Raw genomic sequence first — 16,192 nt, 5'->3', positions numbered from 1 at the left:
TCGTGGTGCAACGCCCCTCGGGATTCGGCGCGTTCACGGTCATCTGGAGCGGACAGCTGCTGTCCGCGCTCGGTACCCGGATGACGAACTTCGCACTGAGCATCTGGGTCTGGCAGCAGACCGGCTCGGCCACCGACCTTGCGATGATGATGTTCTTCGCCTTCGGCGCGACGGTGCTGTTCAGTCCGCTCGCTGGCATCCTCATCGACCGGCTGAGCCGCAGGCTCACCATCGTGCTGAGCGACCTCGGGTCCGCCGTGGCCACGTTCGCCCTGTTGGCGATGTTCCTGACCGGGTCGGTGGAGCTGTGGCAGCTCTACATCGTCAACTTCCTCACCGGCGCGTTCCTCGCGTTCCAGCTTCCCGCCTTCTCAGCGGCGATCACGGTGATGATGGAGAAGGGCCGCTATCCCAGGGCCAACGCGATGATGTGGGCGGTGCGCACCCTGCCGGTGATCTTCGCCCCGGCGTTCGCGGCGACCCTGCTCGGACTCACCGGCGTCAACCTCATCCTGCTGCTGGACGCACTGACCTACGTGGTCGCCATCGCGGCGGTGTTCCTGGTGAACCTGCCGCCGACGTCGCCATCGGTGGGTGACCGGAACAGCATCTGGCGGGACAGCCTGTTCGGGTTCCGGTACATCCTCGCGCGGCCCGCGCTCGTCGGGCTGGAATCCATGCTCGTCGTGATCAGCCTGTTCGCCGCGATCGGCTACGCGATGCTCGTCCCGATCGTCCTCGCCCGCTCCGGCGACAGCGAGGCACAGGTCGGGGTCGTGCTGACCATCGGTGCGTTCGGCGGTGTCCTTGGCGGTGTGCTGCTCGGCGTGATCAAGTTCCCCGGCCGCAAGATGCCGTGGGTGCTCGGCGCGATCCTCGGGTTCAGCATCGTCGGCAGGCTGGTCTACGGCGTCGGGGACAGCGTGGTGGCATGGTCGGCCGGCCTGTTCTTCATCCACCTGTTCATCCCGTTCATCGACGGCCTCAGCCAGACCATCTGGCAGGAGAAGGTCGATCCCGCGGTCCAGGGCCGGGTGTTCGCCGCACGGCAGTTCGTGGAGAGCATCCCCGTTCCGCTCGGCCTGGTCATCGCGGGCCCGGTCGCCGACCAGATCTTCGAGCCCGCCATGGACCCCGGCGGGGCGCTGGCAGGCACGTTCGGCTGGCTGGTCGGCACCGGCCCCGGCGCGGGCATGGGGCTGCTGACCGTGCTCGTCGGCGTGCTGGGCATCGGCGTGGCCGCGATCGGTTTCGCCAGCCGCAACGTCCGGGAGGTCGAAACCATCATTCCGGACCATGTTCCCGCCCCGCCCGCCCCGTCCGGCGTCCCGGCGATGACCGCCGCCGACTGATCATCCACAAAGGAGCGTTGTGATGGACACCCTCGAACAGCCGCGCTACCGCGTCGTCGTCAACGACGAGGAGCAGTACGCACTGTGGCCCGCACACAAGAACGACGCGCCGGGCTGGCACGACACCGGTGTGGCCGGGAGCAAGGAAGAGTGCCTTGCCCACGTCGGCCGGGTCTGGACGGACCTGCGTCCCCGCAGCCTGCGGGAGCCGTCATGAGCACCAGCGTCGTGAACTTCGCGGCCCTGGTGGCCGAGGTGCTGGACGTCGACCCGGCGGAGATCACCGAGAACGCGGACCAGGACGCATTGCCGGGCTGGACGAGCATGCGTCACATCCAGCTCGTGGTGACCCTGGAGGAGGCGTACCGGGTGTACTTCGACTACGCGGAGATCCGGGACGCGCGGACCATCGCCGGTCTCCGGAAGGTGTTGCGCACCAAGGGAATCGAGGTGTAAATGGGTACCGCAGCCGAGCAGGGACTGTCCGCCGTGCGCAGCCGGTGGCAGGAGATCCTGCGCGAACCACGGTCCGGGCTGCTGCGCGTCGCCCTGCTGGCCAGCTACACGATCGACCCGGTGCTGCCCTACCTCGGGGTGGCGCTGGAGAAGGCTGGACTGCCGATCGTCCCGCACGTCGGTCCGTTCAACCAGATCGTCCAGCAGTGTCTCGACGACGACTCGCCGACCGCGCGGCACCGGCCGGACGTCCTCGTCGTGGCCCCCCGGTTCGAGGAACTGGGGGCCGACGGTGCCGGGCACCCGGCCGAGCTGCGGCGTGTGGTCGACGCGGCGAGCGCCGCTGCGGCCAGGTGGCACGCGCTGCTCGTCGTCGTGCTGCCCGCCGTCCCGGCACACGACGACGGTGTGTTCGCGGAAGCCGCCACCGGCGGCGCGCCCTCGGCGGCGGCCGAGGCCAGGGAGACCGTGCGGGCACTGCTGGCCGGCAGGCCCGAGGTGCTCGTGGTCGACGCCGAGCAGGCCGTGCGGGCGGTGGGCAGCCGCAACGCCCACCACGACGCGCTGTGGCGCTTCGCCCGCATTCCCTACACCGAGGCCGTGTTCGCCGAGCTTGGCGGCCGGCTCGCCGCCGTGTTGCGCGCGGTGTTCGGCGCCACACCACGCGCGGTGCTGCTCGACGCCGATGCGCTGCGGGTCACGGACCTGGCGGGCGAACTGCGGTCGCTGCGTCGCGGCGGGGTCCACATCGGACTGCGTGCGACCGGGTACGCCGAGTGGACCGAGGTGGCCGACCTGCTCGACACGTGGACCGTCGGCGAGGCGCCGGTGCGTGGCGTGCCGGAGCGGTCCACGGTGCTGATCCGTGGCGCCGACGACCTGCGGCGCTGCGGTGTCTTCGACCGGATACCGGCGCCGGTCCATGACCAGGGGATCCGGACGCGGCCCGCGGAGTCCACGAAGTCTCCGAAATCCTTGTCCCTGGACGACTTCGTGGCAAGTCTCGACGTCGAGGTCGACTGCGGGCCCGCCGGGCCGGATCTCGCGAAGGCCATCGAGGTCGTCAGCCGGGCCAAGGACTTCACGCTCGGCGGCGATCCTGACCTCACCGACCCCGGGCGTGAGGTGATCGCGGTGCGGGTCCGCGACCGGTTCGGCGACTACGGCATCAGCGGTGCGGTCGGCCTGCGCCGCGCGGGGGAGGACTGGGTGGTCGACGTGTTCTCGCTGTCCTGTCCGGTACTCGGCAAGGGTGTTCAGGACCGCGTGCTCGCCGACATCCGTGGCCGCACCGGGGGTCGCGTGACGTTCCGGCACTGCCGCACCCCACACAACGAGGTGGCCACGCGGTTTCTGGCGGAGTCGGGGTCGAAGGTCGAGGAGATGGTGTGAACACCCAGTTCGGCATCGTGTCGCTCGGACACGCACTCGGTGAGCCGGTCGACGTCGCGGCGGCGGCCGCGGACTACACCTCCGACGTCGATCGGGTTCGCCGTTGGGGCTACCAGGGTTTCCACCGGGCACCCGACGGCGTTGGCCTCACCGAGCTGGCCGCACGCGCGGGCACCGTCGCGCTGGCGCGGGCCGGGTGCGCACCGTCCGAAGTGGACCTGGTGGTGCTCGCGATGTCGGACATCGCGGAATACCTGTACTGGGACGCGGCGGGCGCCACCCAGGCCCGGCTCGGCACGCACGCCGCCGAGGCCGTGCTGCTGACCCAGGCCTGCGGTGGGGGAGTGGCCGCCTTCGACATCGTCGCGGGCAAGTTCGCCACCCACCCCGGCTACCACACCGCGTTGATCATCGGCGCGAACCGGGTGTGCGAGCCGTACTGGAACCGGATGGAGATCAACACCAGCGTCTACTCCGACGGTGCGGCGGCCGCCGTGTTGCGGCGTGACCACCCGGCCCGCCGCTGGCTCACCACCGAGATCATCAGTGACGGCCGCTACGCCGACTTCATGCGGATGGACGTCGGTGCCGCCGCCCGGCCCTTCAACGGCCAGGCCGACATCGCGGTCAAGAGCCCGAACCTGCGCCTCGAGGAGTTCTTCGCGGGCGACGTCCGCCAGATGTTCGAGTTCGTCTCCACCATCAACACCCACAACCACGAGGTCGTGCGCCGCGCCTGTGCCCGCGTCGACCTCACCCCGGACAACCTGCGCAGGGTCATCCACTTCAACGACAACGTGGCGGCGCTGACCAACCTGGCCAAGGACCTCGGCATCCCGTTGGACCGCACCAACGTCGACCTCGCCGTCGAGCACGGCCACGTCGGGTGCGCCGACCAGCTCCTCTCACTGGAGCACCACCTCGACTCGGGAGAGCTCGACGACGGCGACGTGGTCGCCCTGACCAGCACCGCAAGCGGGATGCACTGGTTGTGCACCCTGCTGGCGATCTGACGACCTGGAGAACGGAATGGAAGTGCAGGACTTGTTGACCCGCATCCGTGCGGCGGCGGCACCGGCCGCGAAGGCGGACCCGGCGCTGCTCGCGGACCTCGCGCGGGTGCGGGACCTCCCCGTGCTGATCGAGGCTGGCAGGCTGCTGGCCGCCGTCCCCGCCGACCGGCTCGGTGCCCTGCGCCCGCTGCGCGTGGCGATCACCGGGACGTTCACCGCGTCCGGGGTCGCACCGCTGCTGCGCGTCGCCCTGCTGCGGAGGGGGATCGCGCCACAGCTCCACGTCTCCGGCTTCGACCAGCTCCTGACCGACCTGACCGACCAGGAGTCGCCGGTCGCGCGGTTCGCCCCCCAGGTGACGCTGTGCCTGATGCACGACTCGTGGCTGTTGCCGACGGGGTGGGACCCCACCGACCTCGACGGGCTTGCCAACGCCCTGCACGGCCGGCGGGAGATGGTGGAGGGCGCGGTCACGTCGTTCGTCAACCGCGGCGGCGGCACCGTCCTGGTGCACACCGTCCCGTTGTCGCCCGCCGAGTACCGCGGCGTGGTGGCGTTCGACGGGCGGGCCGCGCTCGGCCGGATCTGGCGTGACCTCAACAGTGACCTGCTCGGCATGACGCAGCGCAACGCCGCGGTGCACACGCTGGACCTCGAAGCGCTGCTCGTGCACACGTCCGGGGCGGTGCGCGACGAACGGCTGTACCGGTTCGCCGGTGCCGCGTGGTCATCGGTCGTGGAGCACGAGTATGCCGACCAGGCGGCGAACTTCTGCCGAGCGGTGCTCGGCATGGCCAAGAAGACCCTCGTGCTCGACCTGGACAACACGTTGTGGGGCGGCGTGGTCGGTGACGACGGCCCGGCGGGCATCCAGGTCGGCGAACTCTATCCCGGCAACTGTTACACCGAACTGCAACGGCGCGCGGTGGCGCTGCGCAAGCAGGGCGTCCTGCTCGCGTTGTGCAGCAAGAACGAGGCCGAGCTGGTGGACAGGGTGCTCACCGAGCATCCCGGCCTGGCGATCCGGCCTGCCGACATCGCCGCGCAGGCGGTCAACTGGCAACCAAAGGACCACAACCTGCGACAGCTGGCGCGGCAGCTCAACCTCGGGCTGGACAGCTTCGTGTTCGCCGACGACAGCGAGTTCGAGTGCGAGCTGGTCCGCGAGTCCGTGCCCGAGGTGACGGTGGTGCACCTGGACGGCGACCCGGCCGACCACGTCGGCGCCATCCTCGGCGGCGGTCACTTCGACGTGCTCACCACGACGGCCACCGACCGGGAGCGCACCGCCCTGTACCAGGCGCGGGCCGAGCGCGTGCGGTCCGCGCAGGAGTTCAGCTCCGTCCGCGACTACCTGGCCAGTCTGGACGTCCGGGTCACCGTGCGCGCCGTCGACGAGTTCACCCTGCCACGACTGGTGCAGCTCGGCGGGCGCACCAACCAGTTCAACATGATCGGCACTGCCCACCCCGAGGCACGCACGAGGGAGATGACCGCGTCACCGGACCACCTGGTCCTGGTGTTCGAGGTGGCCGACCGGTTCGGCCGTGAGGGCATCGTGGGCGGGGTCTGGGTGACCAGGTACGAGGAGAGCTGGCTGATCGAGAACCTCGTGATGAGCTGCCGGGTGTTCTCCCGAGGCGTGGAGCACACCGTCGTCGCGCACCTCGCGGACCTCGCCGCGCGGGACGGTGCGCTCCTGCTGGAAGCCGACTTCCGTGCCACCGAACGGAACAAGCCCGCCGCCGCGTTCTACCCGGAGGTCGGGTTCCAGGCGCACCGGACTGGCGAGAAGGAGATCCGGTACGTGCTACCGCTCGTGCCGCGACCGCGGATCCGTCCCGAGTGGACGGAGCTTGACGTTGAGGAGGTGCCGGTCAATGCCTGAGATCTTCGCCGGGGTGGCGGGTCTGGTCGGGCAGGTCACCGACGTGCCCGCCGACCAGATCACCGAGGACGCGCAGTTCGACCTGCTGGCCAACTGGAGCAGTTTCGCCGCGCTCCGGCTGCTCGCAGGCATCGAGGAGCAGTTCGGCATCCGGCTGGACCTCCAGCGCTACTTCGCGATCAGGGACGTCGGCGGTCTGGTGGCCGCGGTGTCGGCCAAGATGGTGAGGCACGGGTGACGGTCACGACCGAGGCGCCACAGGCGGGGGAGCTGTCGCTGTCCAACCCGGACCTGGCGCGGCTGCTGATGATCCGCCACTTCGAGCGGACCCTGCTGGAGCTGTTCGACCGGGGCGAGCTCAACGGCACCACGCACACGTGCCTCGGGCAGGAGAACATCCCGGTCGCGCTGCGTACGGTACTGACCGATCGCGACCACGTGTTCAGCAACCACCGTGGCCACGGGCACTACCTCGCCCGCTTCGACGACCCGGAGGGACTGCTCGCCGAGATCATGGGCAGGCAGGGCGCGGTGTGCTCCGGGGTGGGCGGCAGCCAGCACATCCTGCGCGACCGTTACCTGTCCACCGGCGTGCAGGGGCAGAGCATGCCGGTCGCCGTCGGTGTCGCGCTGCACCTGCGGCGCACCGAGCCCGGCGCGCTCGCCGCGGTGCACATCGGGGACGGCACGTGGGGCGAGGGCGCGGTGTACGAGGCGCTGAACATGGCCCGGCTGTGGCGGGTGCCGCTGCTGGTCCTCGTCGAACACAACGGCATCGCACAGTCCACGCCGACCTCGACGCAGATGGCGGGCACGATCGCCGACCGTGCGCTGGCCTTCGACGTCGCGCACCACCGGACCGCCACACAGGACGTCGAAGCGCTGCGGGCCGAGTTGGCGCCGTTGGTGCGCGGGGTGCGTGACCACGGCTGGCCGCTGGTGGTGGAGTTCGAGACCTACCGGCTGGGCCCGCACAGCAAGGGCGACGACACCCGGTCGGCCGAGGACATCGCACTGGCCCGGCGCAACGACTGGTACCCCCGCTATGCCGAGGCACTCGGTGAGCGGTTCCACGCGATGGACGCACTGCAGCGCGCCCGTATCGCGACGATCACCGAGGACGTGCTCGCGCGTCCGCTGTCCACCTGGGAGGCCGAGTGACCGCCGTCCTGTCCCGTACCGAGCGGGTGGCCGAGAACCTGAACACGGCCCTGCACGAGTTGTTCGCCCGCGACGCGACCGCGTACCTGCTCGGTGAGGACGTCGACGATCCCTACGGCGGCGCGTTCAAGGTGACCAGGGGTCTGTCGACCCGCTACCCGGACCGCGTGCTGAGCACACCGCTGAGCGAGGGCGGCATCGTCGGCGTGGCAGGCGGTCTCGCGCTCGCGGGCGACACCGCGATCGTCGAGATCATGTTCAGCGACTTCGTCGCGCTGGCGTTCGACCAGATCCTCAACTTCGCCACCAAGTCGGTGTCCATGTACGGCACCACCGTGCCGATGCGGCTGCTGGTGCGGTGCCCAACCGGCGGCGGCCGCAGCTACGGGCCGACACACAGCCAGAGCCTGCAGAAGCACTTCGTCGGTATCCCGCACCTGTCGCTGTTCGAGGTCTCTCCGTTCCGGGACAACGGCGCCGTGCTCGGCCAGGCGCTGGCCACCGGCGAGCCCTCGGTGCTGTTCGAGGACAAGATCCTTTACACGCAACGGATGTACCGCGATGGCGTGGTCGATGACCTGTTCCGCTACGACCTGACCGACGACGGCACGGCCAGGGTGTACGTCGATGACCAGGACGAGTTCGACTGCGTGCTCATCGCGCCGGGCGGACTGACGCAGCGCGTGGTGGCCGCCGCCCGCTCGCTGCTGCTCGAGGACGAGATCACCTGCCTCGTGCTCGTGCCGTCCAGGCTGTACCCGTTCGACCTCGGTCCACTGTTGCCCGTGCTGGCGCGTACACGCCTGGTCTGTGTCGCCGAGGAGAGCACCGAGGGCGGCACCTGGGGTGCCCAGGTCGCACACCAGGTGCACGCCGAACTGTGGGACAGCCTGGCGAAACCGGTACGGCTCATACATTCCGCCGACCGCGTCGTGCCCACTGCCGCGCACCTGGAACGTCACGTTCTCGTCCAGGCCGACGACATCCACCGGGCCGTGAGGAAGGTGGTTACCGGTGACTGAACTGGTCGTTCCCAAGCTGAACAACAACGACGACTCCTACACCCTCGTCGAGTGGCTCGCCGAGGACGGCGCGGAGGTCCGCGCAGGCGACGCGGTGGCGGTCATCGAGACGTCGAAGGCCGCCACCGACCTGGAGGTGGAGCGCGACGGCGTGCTGCACCGTGCCGTCCCGGCGCTGGCCGAGTGCACCTACGGGGACGTCATCGCGCGGGTGTTCGCCTCCGACCAGCAGCGGCAGGACTTCCTTGCCACACAGCGGACCGAGGTGGTGGACCAGCAGCGGGAACAGGTGGTGGTCACCAACTCGGCGCGGGAGGCGGCGCAGCGGCTCGGCGTGCCGCTGGAGCGCCTGCGGGAACTGGGAAAGAAGGTTGTCAAGCAGGCCGACGTCGAAGGGCTGGTGACTCCTGAGGACGCCGTCACGCTGACGAGGGCCCAGCGGGCGGTGGCCGCCGTGGTCACCGAGTCACACCGCGACGTGCCTGCCGCGCTTGCCGTGATGAAGGTGCACGTCGACTCGGCCCTGCGGCGGGCACGGCAATTCGGCAGGCAGACCGGCAGCCTGATCGGCCTTCCCGAGTTGCTGGTGGCCGCGGTCGCCGGGCTGCGTGCGCGGTTCCCGTCGTTCTTCGCGGCCAGAGTGGACGACCGCTCGATCCGGCTCGCCGACGCCGCGCATGTCGGCGTCACCGTGGATGTCGGCACGGGGCTGTTCGTGCCGGTCATCCGGTCCGCCGACGACCTTGCCACGGACCGGGTCGCGAACACCCTCATGGAGTTCCGGGAACGCGCGCTGGCCGGCGGGTTCGAGTCGAAGGACCTCGCGGGCGCGAACATCATGGTGTCCCTGCACACCGACCAGGACGTGGTGCTGGCCGCGCCGATCGTCTACCCAGGACAGACCTGTGTGGTGTGCCTGGCCGGTGTGACCCATGAGCTGGCGCTCGACGAGACAGGCGAGGTCACCAGCCATCGTGTCGTCAACATCTCGATCGTCTACGACCACCGCGTGGTCAACGGGCGCGAAGCCGTCGCGTTCCTCCAAGCCATCAAGGAGGAGTTGGAGAACGGGCCTGCCATCCCTACGGAACAGAGAGCGCAACCATCATGACACAGCACGTCGACAAGCTGGACTCGCCAGTTCCCGACTCCGGCCGCCCGGCCGGGGACAGGCCAACGCGAGGTGTGACGAAAAGACGGTGGCACCGCGAGGCCATGATCATCTTCGCGGTGGCCGCGATTGGCTACGTCGTCTACAAACTCCCGCCTTACCTCACCCTTGATCCGGCCAACTCGCGGATCCCGCCGGAACACGCACTGCACTTCGCGTTCCTCTCGGGTCACGTGATCAGCGGCTCGGTCGCGCTGCTGACCGCCGTCCTGCAGTTCCTGCCCTGGCTGCGCCGGAAGTATCCGGCTGTGCACCGGATCAGCGGAAGACTCTACATCTTCGTCGGCGCGCTGCCGGCTGCCGTACTGGCGCTTGCCATGTATCCGGTGACGCCGGGCCCCGGCCGTGTCGCCGTCCTCTTCGCCGCCTCCCTGTGGTCGATCGCGGCCATCTTCGGCTGGATGGCGGCGCGGCAGCGACGCTACGCCGCGCATCGCCGCTGGATGGTCTACAGCTTCGCGATCATGTGGGGCTATGGTGTGTGGGTCTTCGTCATCGCCAACCTGCTCGTCGAGATCGGTGTGGACATCCCCACGGCCGTGGAGTCGGCCCGCTGGGGTGGCTGGACCGGTAATCTCCTGATCGCGCACTGGTGGCTGGAGAGAACCGCGGGCCGGACGATCGTCGGTGTCGCGAGACGGTCGCCCAAGGCCAAGGTGGCCCCGGGAGCAGAGTCGCCCGCCCTCGCGGTGGGGTCCGCTCCGGCGAACACCGGGGGGTGACCGCTCCGGTCTCGGGCAGGGACCGTGGCGCCTCTGGACACCCGTCAATTGCTACCCTACAGTTCCCGCTGATTGTTAGAGTTCAACATTGGGAGACTGTGTGCGTTTACGACTCGTGACGTCGGCCCTCGTCGCCATTCCGCTTCTCGCTGTGACTCTCACCCAACCGGTGGTGGGCGCGGCCGAGACTGCCCCTGCCGCTGCCCCGCACGCCAGCGTGGTCGCCCCGGCGGCTGGGCTGAAGGCGCACGTGAACACCGATGTCGCCAGAACCTATCTCTACCGGTACTACTACGGCGAGGAGACGGTCAACGACAGGTTCTACGGGCCCTGCAAGGACTTCTACTACGACCAGATCGTCAACGGCCGCTACCACGCCTACGAGCTGGGTGGCTGGATCTCCACCGACAAGGCCGGTTCCGGCTGGTGCAGCGACTGATTCCCTGAAGACACATGACAGCCCGGCCGAAGTGGCCGGGCTGTCATGCTGTCGGTCAAAGCCTGGTAACTAGTCGCACCAGCCCGAACCGGCCCTGTCCATCGAGATGAAGCCGTTCAGGGCATAGGCGTGGTAGCGGCCGTTGGACGTGTAGTCGTACAGGAAGTTGAAGCATCGGAACAGCTTCGTCTCCCCGTGCGCGTCACCGTAGGCGCTGTCGTAGAGCCACGTGTACTCCACGTCGGAATTGACGTGTGCCATCATGCCCGCGACCATCACGGGCTTGCTCGATGGGGCGGGCTGTGGTTCAGCAGAGCTCACCGTCGGCGAGAAGACGGTGGCGGTGAAAACCGAAGCCGCGGCGACAGCCAACGCGACACGTCGCGAGTTCACAGGCACTCCCATGTTAGAAGCTAACGATTCGGGCGGATGTTACGACAGAGTTTGCCGAGTGTCCAGCGCGAGTCGTGGTAGCCGTGACGAGCGTGCCGGTAGGTCAACTCAACCGTCTACTGTGGACTCTCAGAGTCCGACGAGGGTGAAGCCGCCGCCCGGGTTGGGCTGGGCGCAGGCGTTCATGATCCAGTTCAGCACCGGCTGGGTGATGAGCACCGCCCTGCGCAGTTCCTGCGGCTGGCGGGACACGTGGATGCCGTGTTGCACGACCGTGTCCATCACGGAGTCGTACGTCCACACCGGGGATCCACTGTTCCCGCTCCACGTGTCATGGGTGTAGATGAGCGTGTTGGTGGCGATGTGGACACCGGCGACCTCGTCGTCGGCGTCCTCGTACATCTCGCCTTCGCCGGGGCCGGGATAGCCGGTGAGCGTCGCGTCCTCACCGACGATCTCCTCGCCGGTCACGGTGGGCTGGAAGTACGCGAACGGAGGGTCGACGTGCACCGCTTCGGCCAGTCGGCACACCCCGACGTCCCAGGCGGCCTGCCCCTGGCGGAAGTTCACGTTGTAGTAGCCGACCGACACCTGCGCGCCGCCGGGTGGCGGGTCGGCAGGACGTTGCTGGTTGTACGCACGGTAGAAGCGAACCTCCGTCGCCTCCCCGCGCGGGGGTGGAGCGGTGACGGCGTCGATGAGGTTGTGGGAGCACGTGAGGATGTGGTGGTCGTCGATCAGCGCGCCGGAGCCGTAGGCCCATCCGCCGGTGCTCCAGCGCATGGCGAGATAGCCGACGGCGCTACGTGGCGGAATATTCGAGTTTGAAACACGCGTCGCGGTCATTTGCTCATATCTTTCGTCAGAATGATGGCATGATCGTCCGGAGTCGGCCAACACGGGTTGCCTATTCTTCCGGAACTCACAATAGGATCTTTGCGTGAAGCTACCGATAATCTGAATGAGCGGGCAAGGTAAGTTGACCGGCACGACCCGAACGAGCTACGGCGACCGTCACCTGATGGTCTTTCGGCTACCGCGCGTCAGAAATACGGCGATCCTGTTGTGCTGTACCGAGGTGGAGCCGTGTGCCACGCCGCGGCGAAGCAAGATCGTCGAATTTCGGGCAGAAACAGCCCGTTACCGTCTTCCGGTGCGCGGCGGCGTGCGGCATGGTGGGGTGGGGGCGCTCCGAGCGGAGGCTGCAAATGTCAACTGCGGTGGACGGCACGTCGATCTCACGTGATATTCCGTTCCTCGACATCGTCGATCAAGAATTCCGCTTCGACTCGCCGGAGGTGGTCGAGGCGCAGGAGCGCAGCTGGTACGCGGACAGCCCGCTCGGCATACTCGTGTTGCGGTACGCCGAGTCGCGCGATCTGTTGCGGGACCCGCGCCTCGACCACAACGGCAAGCGGTACCTGGAGATGGGTGGCGTCGTCTCGGGCCCCATCTACGACTGGTTCGTGCCGATGATCGTCAACCACGACGGGGAGGAGCACCGGCGGCTGCGTGGTCTGGTCAACAAGGCGTTCACGCCGCGCATGATCAACGGGTTGCGCCCGTTCATCAGGGCCAGGGCGGAGGAGCTGACCGATCGCCTCGCGCTGCTCGACGTCTGTGACTTCGGCGAGGACTTCGGGAACCCGTTGCCGCTCGCGATCATGTGCGAGCTGCTCGGCGTGCCTGCGAAGGACTACGACACGTTCCGGGTGTGGACCGCCGATGTCGGGCTCGTGTTCAGTCTCGCGCACGGCGGCGACATCCCCCGGCGGGTCGAGAACGCGCTGGTCGGGCTCAACGGGTACGTCGACGCCCTCATCGCGGACAAGTCGGCATCTCCCACCGACGACCTCATCTCCGCGTTGATCGCCGCGCAGCGCGAGGACAACGGTCGGGTCAGCGGGGAAGAGCTGCGCAACCTCATCGTCACGCTGGTGTTCGCCGCGCACGACACGACCCGCCACCAGCTGAACAACGCGATGGTCGCGTTCGCCGCGCACCCTGGCCAGTGGCGGTTGCTGGCCGACCGGCCAGAGCTGGCCGACCAGGCCACCGACGAGGTGATGCGCTGGATCCCGTCGACGGGCACGGTGTACCGGTTCGCCGCGGCGGACTTCGAGTACCGGGGCGTGCACTTCGCCAAGGAGACGTTCTTCATGGTGTGCACCGACATCGCGCAGCGCGACCCGCGTGTCTTCCGCGACGGCGCGACGTTCGACATCAGCGTCGCGAGGGAGGCACCCGCCCTCCAGTTCGGCGGCGGTCCGCACCACTGCCTCGGGGCCGCACTGGCCAAGGCGGAGATCGCCGAGGTCCTTCCCGTGCTGACCAGCAGGCTGGCGCCGCCGGTCGTCGCCGGTCCCTTGAACTGGCGCCCGCCCGTCGGGATCCACGGCCCGGAATCGCTTCCCCTGCGCTTCGGGGTGAGCTGAGGTGGCGGACTCCGTGGGCGGTTCAGGCACGGCGGCCATCCGGTGGAGGTACTCACCTGCCGACGTACCAAGTCATGGCCGCAGATGGCGCAGCAAGATCGGCGATGACGGTTGGGGTGGCCGGAAACAATTGACTGGCGGAGTCGGTCGGGTACGCTCCGTCCTCGTTAAGGCGGGTGCCGGCGCCGATGTCTGTGCTGGTTCGGCTCGTTGACCTCGGAATTCGGCGGAGGCTGCAGGAGTGACGTCCCTGGTTCAGCTGTCGGTTGACCCCGATCTGGCGCACCACTATCGAAGCTACGGTTGGTGGCGGGACACGACCTTCCTCGATGACCTGGCCGAGTCGGTGCGAACGCGTCCCGATGCGCCGGTGATGATCAACGGGCGAACCGTCGACGACGCGGTGCGGGTGGTGACCTACCGCGAGTTCGACCAGCTGGTCCGGCGCATCGCGGGCGGCCTCGACGACTTCGGCGTGCGCACCGGTGACGTGGTCGCCTTCCAGCTTCCCGACTGGTGGGAAACGGCGGCGTTGTTGTTGGCGTGCCTGCGAGTCGGCGCGGTCGCACAGCCGATCGTGCCGCAGTTGCGTGCGCGGGAGATCGAGCGGGCACTGGGCAGGACGGGTGCGCGAGTCTGCGTCACGGTGGACAACTGGGGCGGTTTCGGTCACGCGCGGGCACTCGCCGAGATGGCGACGCGGCTGCCGAGGTTGCGGCATCGGGTCGTGTACGGCGACGCCGGGGACACCGGAGCGGTGGACTTCCACGAGCACTTCGTCAACCGGCCGGACCCCGACCTCTCCTCGTTGTCGCCGGTTGGCCCCGACCAGCCGTCGATGGTGTTGTTCACCTCGGGTAGCACCGGCGAGCCCAAGGGCGTGCTGCACACCTGCAACACGATCTACGCCGGCTCCAGCGGGTTGCTGGCGGAGGCGGTCAGGGCCGCGGACGTGGACCGGGCGGCGACCACGATGCGGGTGACCCACATCGCGTGTCCGCTGTGGTCGGTGTTCGGGATCCTGCTGTCCGGCGGCGCAGGCGTGTTCCAGGATGTCGCCGATCCCGACCGGTTGCTCGATCTGATGGTCCAGGCGGAAGCGACCCGGCTGATGACCTCCGCGCCCAGCCTCACCGCGCTCGTCGCCGCGCAGCGCGAACGTCCCCGTGACCTGCCGTCCCTGCACACCATCATGGCCGGCGGCACCACGGTGCCGCCCGACCTGGTGCCGATGGTGCGCGAAACTTTCGGCGTGCCGCTGCGCGCGGTGTGGGGAATGACCGAGAACGTCGTTGGCACGGCGGTGCGCACCGACGACCCACAGGACTGGTCGGCACACAGCGACGGCAGGCCGCTGCCCGCTCTCGAGGTGCGGGTGGCCACCTCGGAGGGCGACGGCGCAACCGGGGCGCTCCAGGTGCGTGGCGCGTCGATGTGCGTCGGCACCATCGCAGGCAGCATCGAGCGGATCTCGACCACCGGCACGGGCCACGGCGACTGGTTCGACACCGGCGACATCGCCCGCACGGACGGCCGGGGCGGCATCCGCATCGAAGGTCGCGTCGCCGACCGCGTCTACGACGTGACCTGCGAGGTGATGATCCCGGTACGGGACGTCGAAGAGGAACTGCTGCAACATCCCGACGTCAAGGACGTGGCGATCATCGCCTGCAGCGACGGTACGCGCGACCAGGTCTGTGCCGTCGTGGTGCCCGGTGGCGAGTCCCCGACGCTCGAGGATCTGAACGATCTTCTGCGCAAGCGCGGGATGACCGAGCTGTACTACCCCACCCGGCTGGAATTCGTCGACGAGTTGCCCCGCGACCCGGCGGGCAAGCTGCGCAAGTACCTGCTCCGCGAGTCGTTCGACGTCGGGTCGGCGCCAAGTGCCGTCGGAATGAGATGACCTCGTACCACGCTCGCCGCTGACCCGGGCTTCCCGAGATTACTTGCTGGATACTTGGCCGTCGCCGACGTGGGCTGGCGACGGAAATAAAGACCGTCGCCCTGGGTGTCTTCCTGCCCGGTCACACAGAATCCTGACACAAATACTGCTACGCGTCCGCCGTCGACGCGTGGAACGAATTTTCCCGGCACGGAGCGCCCCCTGCGTCACGCGGTTCAAACCGCCGCCGCCCCAGCGTGGGCAGAGACCGCGGGCACCCGACTTGTCTTACGTCGCCAGGTAGCTGGGCGCGCGGCCCGGCGTCCGCCGTGCGTTGTCCACAATGCATGCACGTCCCGCTGTAAAGAGCAAAGTTCCCGCGCGGTCCGAGGTGGACTTTCCCTATTTCGGATCACCGTCACCGTCCCGCAAAGAATCCCTGGCGCCGCGCCGGTCACAGCACCCACAGCGTCGCAGCAAATTGAGTTGTCCACTTTCACACGGTTGGGTGCGACCGCGGCCTACCAACAGGGGCAACCAACCGGGTTCGGCTACGGCCCGTCGCGAGGGGCCGACCGGTTCGTGTAATTGCTGGCGGTGGCGCCGAGTCCTTACTGTCAGAACGTCAGCGAAATGCGCCCATCAATTCGATGGTGGGCCATGACGAAGGGAGAAGTAAATGACTGAGAACCTCATGGAGTCGGTCGCCCCGCGGCTCGCCCCGCCGGTGACCCGTCAGCCCGTAACCCTCCAGAGCACGACCGAGAACGACGTCGACCAGTCGATCATCACGGTGGGACCGGTCACCATCTCGTTCGCATCCGACGACGACGACTGATCGACGAAGTCGGTGCCGGCCGGCC

Annotated in this window: 17 protein-coding genes; 15 read left to right on the top strand and 2 right to left on the bottom strand. The window is 68.5% G+C overall.

The features are described from left to right. Window positions 1-2: 2 nt before the first annotated feature. The 12 genes from WBA97_RS06325 to WBA97_RS06270 all read left to right on the top strand — a co-directional run bounded on the left by WBA97_RS06325 (window position 3) and on the right by WBA97_RS06270 (window position 10,616). Window positions 3-1,352 carry an MFS transporter gene (locus tag WBA97_RS06325; protein WP_424229750.1) on the top strand — a complete coding sequence of 450 codons (1,350 nt, stop codon included), beginning with the start codon at window positions 3-5 and terminating at the stop codon, window positions 1,350-1,352. 22 nt (window positions 1,353-1,374) lie between these two features. After that, on the top strand, window positions 1,375-1,569 hold the full coding sequence (locus tag WBA97_RS06320) for an MbtH family protein (RefSeq protein WP_424229749.1): 195 nt from the start codon (window positions 1,375-1,377) through the stop codon (window positions 1,567-1,569). After that, a complete protein-coding gene (locus WBA97_RS06315) occupies window positions 1,566-1,808 on the top strand; it encodes an acyl carrier protein (RefSeq protein WP_424229748.1) in 243 nt (80 codons plus the stop codon). The genes WBA97_RS06320 and WBA97_RS06315 overlap by 4 nt, the downstream gene beginning before the upstream one ends. Next, a complete protein-coding gene (locus WBA97_RS06310) occupies window positions 1,809-3,200 on the top strand; it encodes a hypothetical protein (RefSeq protein ID WP_424229747.1) in 1,392 nt (463 codons plus the stop codon). It begins immediately after the preceding gene. Next, window positions 3,197-4,213, top strand: coding sequence for a 3-oxoacyl-ACP synthase III family protein (locus WBA97_RS06305; RefSeq protein WP_424229746.1), 1,017 nt, complete (start codon window positions 3,197-3,199; stop codon window positions 4,211-4,213). Before WBA97_RS06310 ends, WBA97_RS06305 begins: the two co-directional genes overlap by 4 nt. 16 nt (window positions 4,214-4,229) lie before the next feature. Then, complete coding sequence (locus tag WBA97_RS06300; protein WP_424229745.1) at window positions 4,230-6,101, top strand: HAD-IIIC family phosphatase; 1,872 nt, start codon at window positions 4,230-4,232, stop codon at window positions 6,099-6,101. Continuing rightward, on the top strand, window positions 6,094-6,339 hold the full coding sequence (locus WBA97_RS06295; RefSeq protein WP_424229744.1) for an acyl carrier protein: 246 nt from the start codon (window positions 6,094-6,096) through the stop codon (window positions 6,337-6,339). The genes WBA97_RS06300 and WBA97_RS06295 overlap by 8 nt, the downstream gene beginning before the upstream one ends. Then, entirely contained in the window at window positions 6,336-7,262 is a 927-nt protein-coding gene (locus tag WBA97_RS06290; RefSeq protein ID WP_424229743.1) for a thiamine pyrophosphate-dependent dehydrogenase E1 component subunit alpha, read from the top strand. Before WBA97_RS06295 ends, WBA97_RS06290 begins: the two co-directional genes overlap by 4 nt. Beyond that, window positions 7,259-8,284, top strand: a complete 1,026-nt coding sequence (locus WBA97_RS06285) for an alpha-ketoacid dehydrogenase subunit beta (RefSeq protein WP_424229742.1) — start codon at window positions 7,259-7,261, stop codon at window positions 8,282-8,284. Before WBA97_RS06290 ends, WBA97_RS06285 begins: the two co-directional genes overlap by 4 nt. Further along, the gene (locus tag WBA97_RS06280) at window positions 8,277-9,395 is read left to right on the top strand and encodes a 2-oxo acid dehydrogenase subunit E2 (protein WP_424229741.1); all 1,119 of its coding nucleotides are present in this window, start codon (window positions 8,277-8,279) and stop codon (window positions 9,393-9,395) included. Before WBA97_RS06285 ends, WBA97_RS06280 begins: the two co-directional genes overlap by 8 nt. Window positions 9,396-9,499: 104 nt before the next feature. Continuing rightward, window positions 9,500-10,177 (top strand): DUF2306 domain-containing protein, encoded by a 678-nt coding sequence (locus WBA97_RS06275; RefSeq protein WP_424229740.1) that lies wholly within the window; start codon window positions 9,500-9,502, stop codon window positions 10,175-10,177. 151 nt (window positions 10,178-10,328) lie between these two features. Then, complete coding sequence (locus WBA97_RS06270) at window positions 10,329-10,616, top strand: hypothetical protein (RefSeq protein WP_424229739.1); 288 nt, start codon at window positions 10,329-10,331, stop codon at window positions 10,614-10,616. Window positions 10,617-10,685: 69 nt separating this feature from the next. Here the strand turns inward: WBA97_RS06270 and WBA97_RS06265 are convergent, their stop codons facing one another. Together WBA97_RS06265 and WBA97_RS06260 are read right to left on the bottom strand one after the other, a co-directional pair. Further along, complete coding sequence (locus WBA97_RS06265) at window positions 10,686-11,009, bottom strand: hypothetical protein (RefSeq protein ID WP_424229738.1); 324 nt, start codon at window positions 11,007-11,009, stop codon at window positions 10,686-10,688. A 129-nt stretch (window positions 11,010-11,138) separates the two neighbouring features. Beyond that, on the bottom strand, window positions 11,139-11,792 hold the full coding sequence (locus WBA97_RS06260; protein ID WP_424229737.1) for a trypsin-like serine peptidase: 654 nt from the start codon (window positions 11,790-11,792) through the stop codon (window positions 11,139-11,141). A gap of 425 nt (window positions 11,793-12,217) precedes the next feature. Between WBA97_RS06260 and WBA97_RS06255 the strand changes: the two genes are divergently transcribed. The 3 genes from WBA97_RS06255 to WBA97_RS06245 all read left to right on the top strand — a co-directional run bounded on the left by WBA97_RS06255 (window position 12,218) and on the right by WBA97_RS06245 (window position 16,167). After that, window positions 12,218-13,444: a cytochrome P450 gene (locus WBA97_RS06255; protein WP_424229736.1), complete on the top strand. Its 1,227-nt coding sequence runs from the start codon at window positions 12,218-12,220 to the stop codon at window positions 13,442-13,444. Between the two features lie 241 nt (window positions 13,445-13,685). After that, a complete protein-coding gene (locus WBA97_RS06250; protein WP_424229735.1) occupies window positions 13,686-15,350 on the top strand; it encodes an AMP-binding protein in 1,665 nt (554 codons plus the stop codon). 658 nt (window positions 15,351-16,008) lie between these two features. Further along, window positions 16,009-16,167 carry a hypothetical protein gene (locus WBA97_RS06245; RefSeq protein WP_424229734.1) on the top strand — a complete coding sequence of 53 codons (159 nt, stop codon included), beginning with the start codon at window positions 16,009-16,011 and terminating at the stop codon, window positions 16,165-16,167. Window positions 16,168-16,192: the final 25 nt, after the last annotated feature.

Source organism: Actinophytocola sp. (assembly GCF_049647105.1).
In the GTDB taxonomy this organism is placed as follows: Bacteria; Actinomycetota; Actinomycetes; order Mycobacteriales; family Pseudonocardiaceae; genus Actinophytocola.
The sequence above is the reverse complement of the archived record's forward strand: the minus strand, read 5'-3'. Positions and strand labels throughout refer to the sequence as shown.

Bases quoted from the DNA above. Each gene is read 5' to 3' on its own strand.
- WBA97_RS06245 (WP_424229734.1), top strand. From the start codon at position 16,009: ATGACTGAGAACCTCATGGAGTCGGTCGCCCCGCGGCTCGCCCCGCCG.
- WBA97_RS06300 (WP_424229745.1), top strand. From the start codon at position 4,230: ATGGAAGTGCAGGACTTGTTGACCCGCATCCGTGCGGCGGCGGCACCG.
- WBA97_RS06295 (WP_424229744.1), top strand. From the start codon at position 6,094: ATGCCTGAGATCTTCGCCGGGGTGGCGGGTCTGGTCGGGCAGGTCACC.
- WBA97_RS06275 (WP_424229740.1), top strand. From the start codon at position 9,500: ATGATCATCTTCGCGGTGGCCGCGATTGGCTACGTCGTCTACAAACTC.
- WBA97_RS06315 (WP_424229748.1), top strand. From the start codon at position 1,566: ATGAGCACCAGCGTCGTGAACTTCGCGGCCCTGGTGGCCGAGGTGCTG.
- WBA97_RS06255 (WP_424229736.1), top strand. From the start codon at position 12,218: ATGTCAACTGCGGTGGACGGCACGTCGATCTCACGTGATATTCCGTTC.
- WBA97_RS06260 (WP_424229737.1), bottom strand. From the start codon at position 11,792: ATGCGCTGGAGCACCGGCGGATGGGCCTACGGCTCCGGCGCGCTGATC.
- WBA97_RS06310 (WP_424229747.1), top strand. From the start codon at position 1,809: ATGGGTACCGCAGCCGAGCAGGGACTGTCCGCCGTGCGCAGCCGGTGG.
- WBA97_RS06320 (WP_424229749.1), top strand. From the start codon at position 1,375: ATGGACACCCTCGAACAGCCGCGCTACCGCGTCGTCGTCAACGACGAG.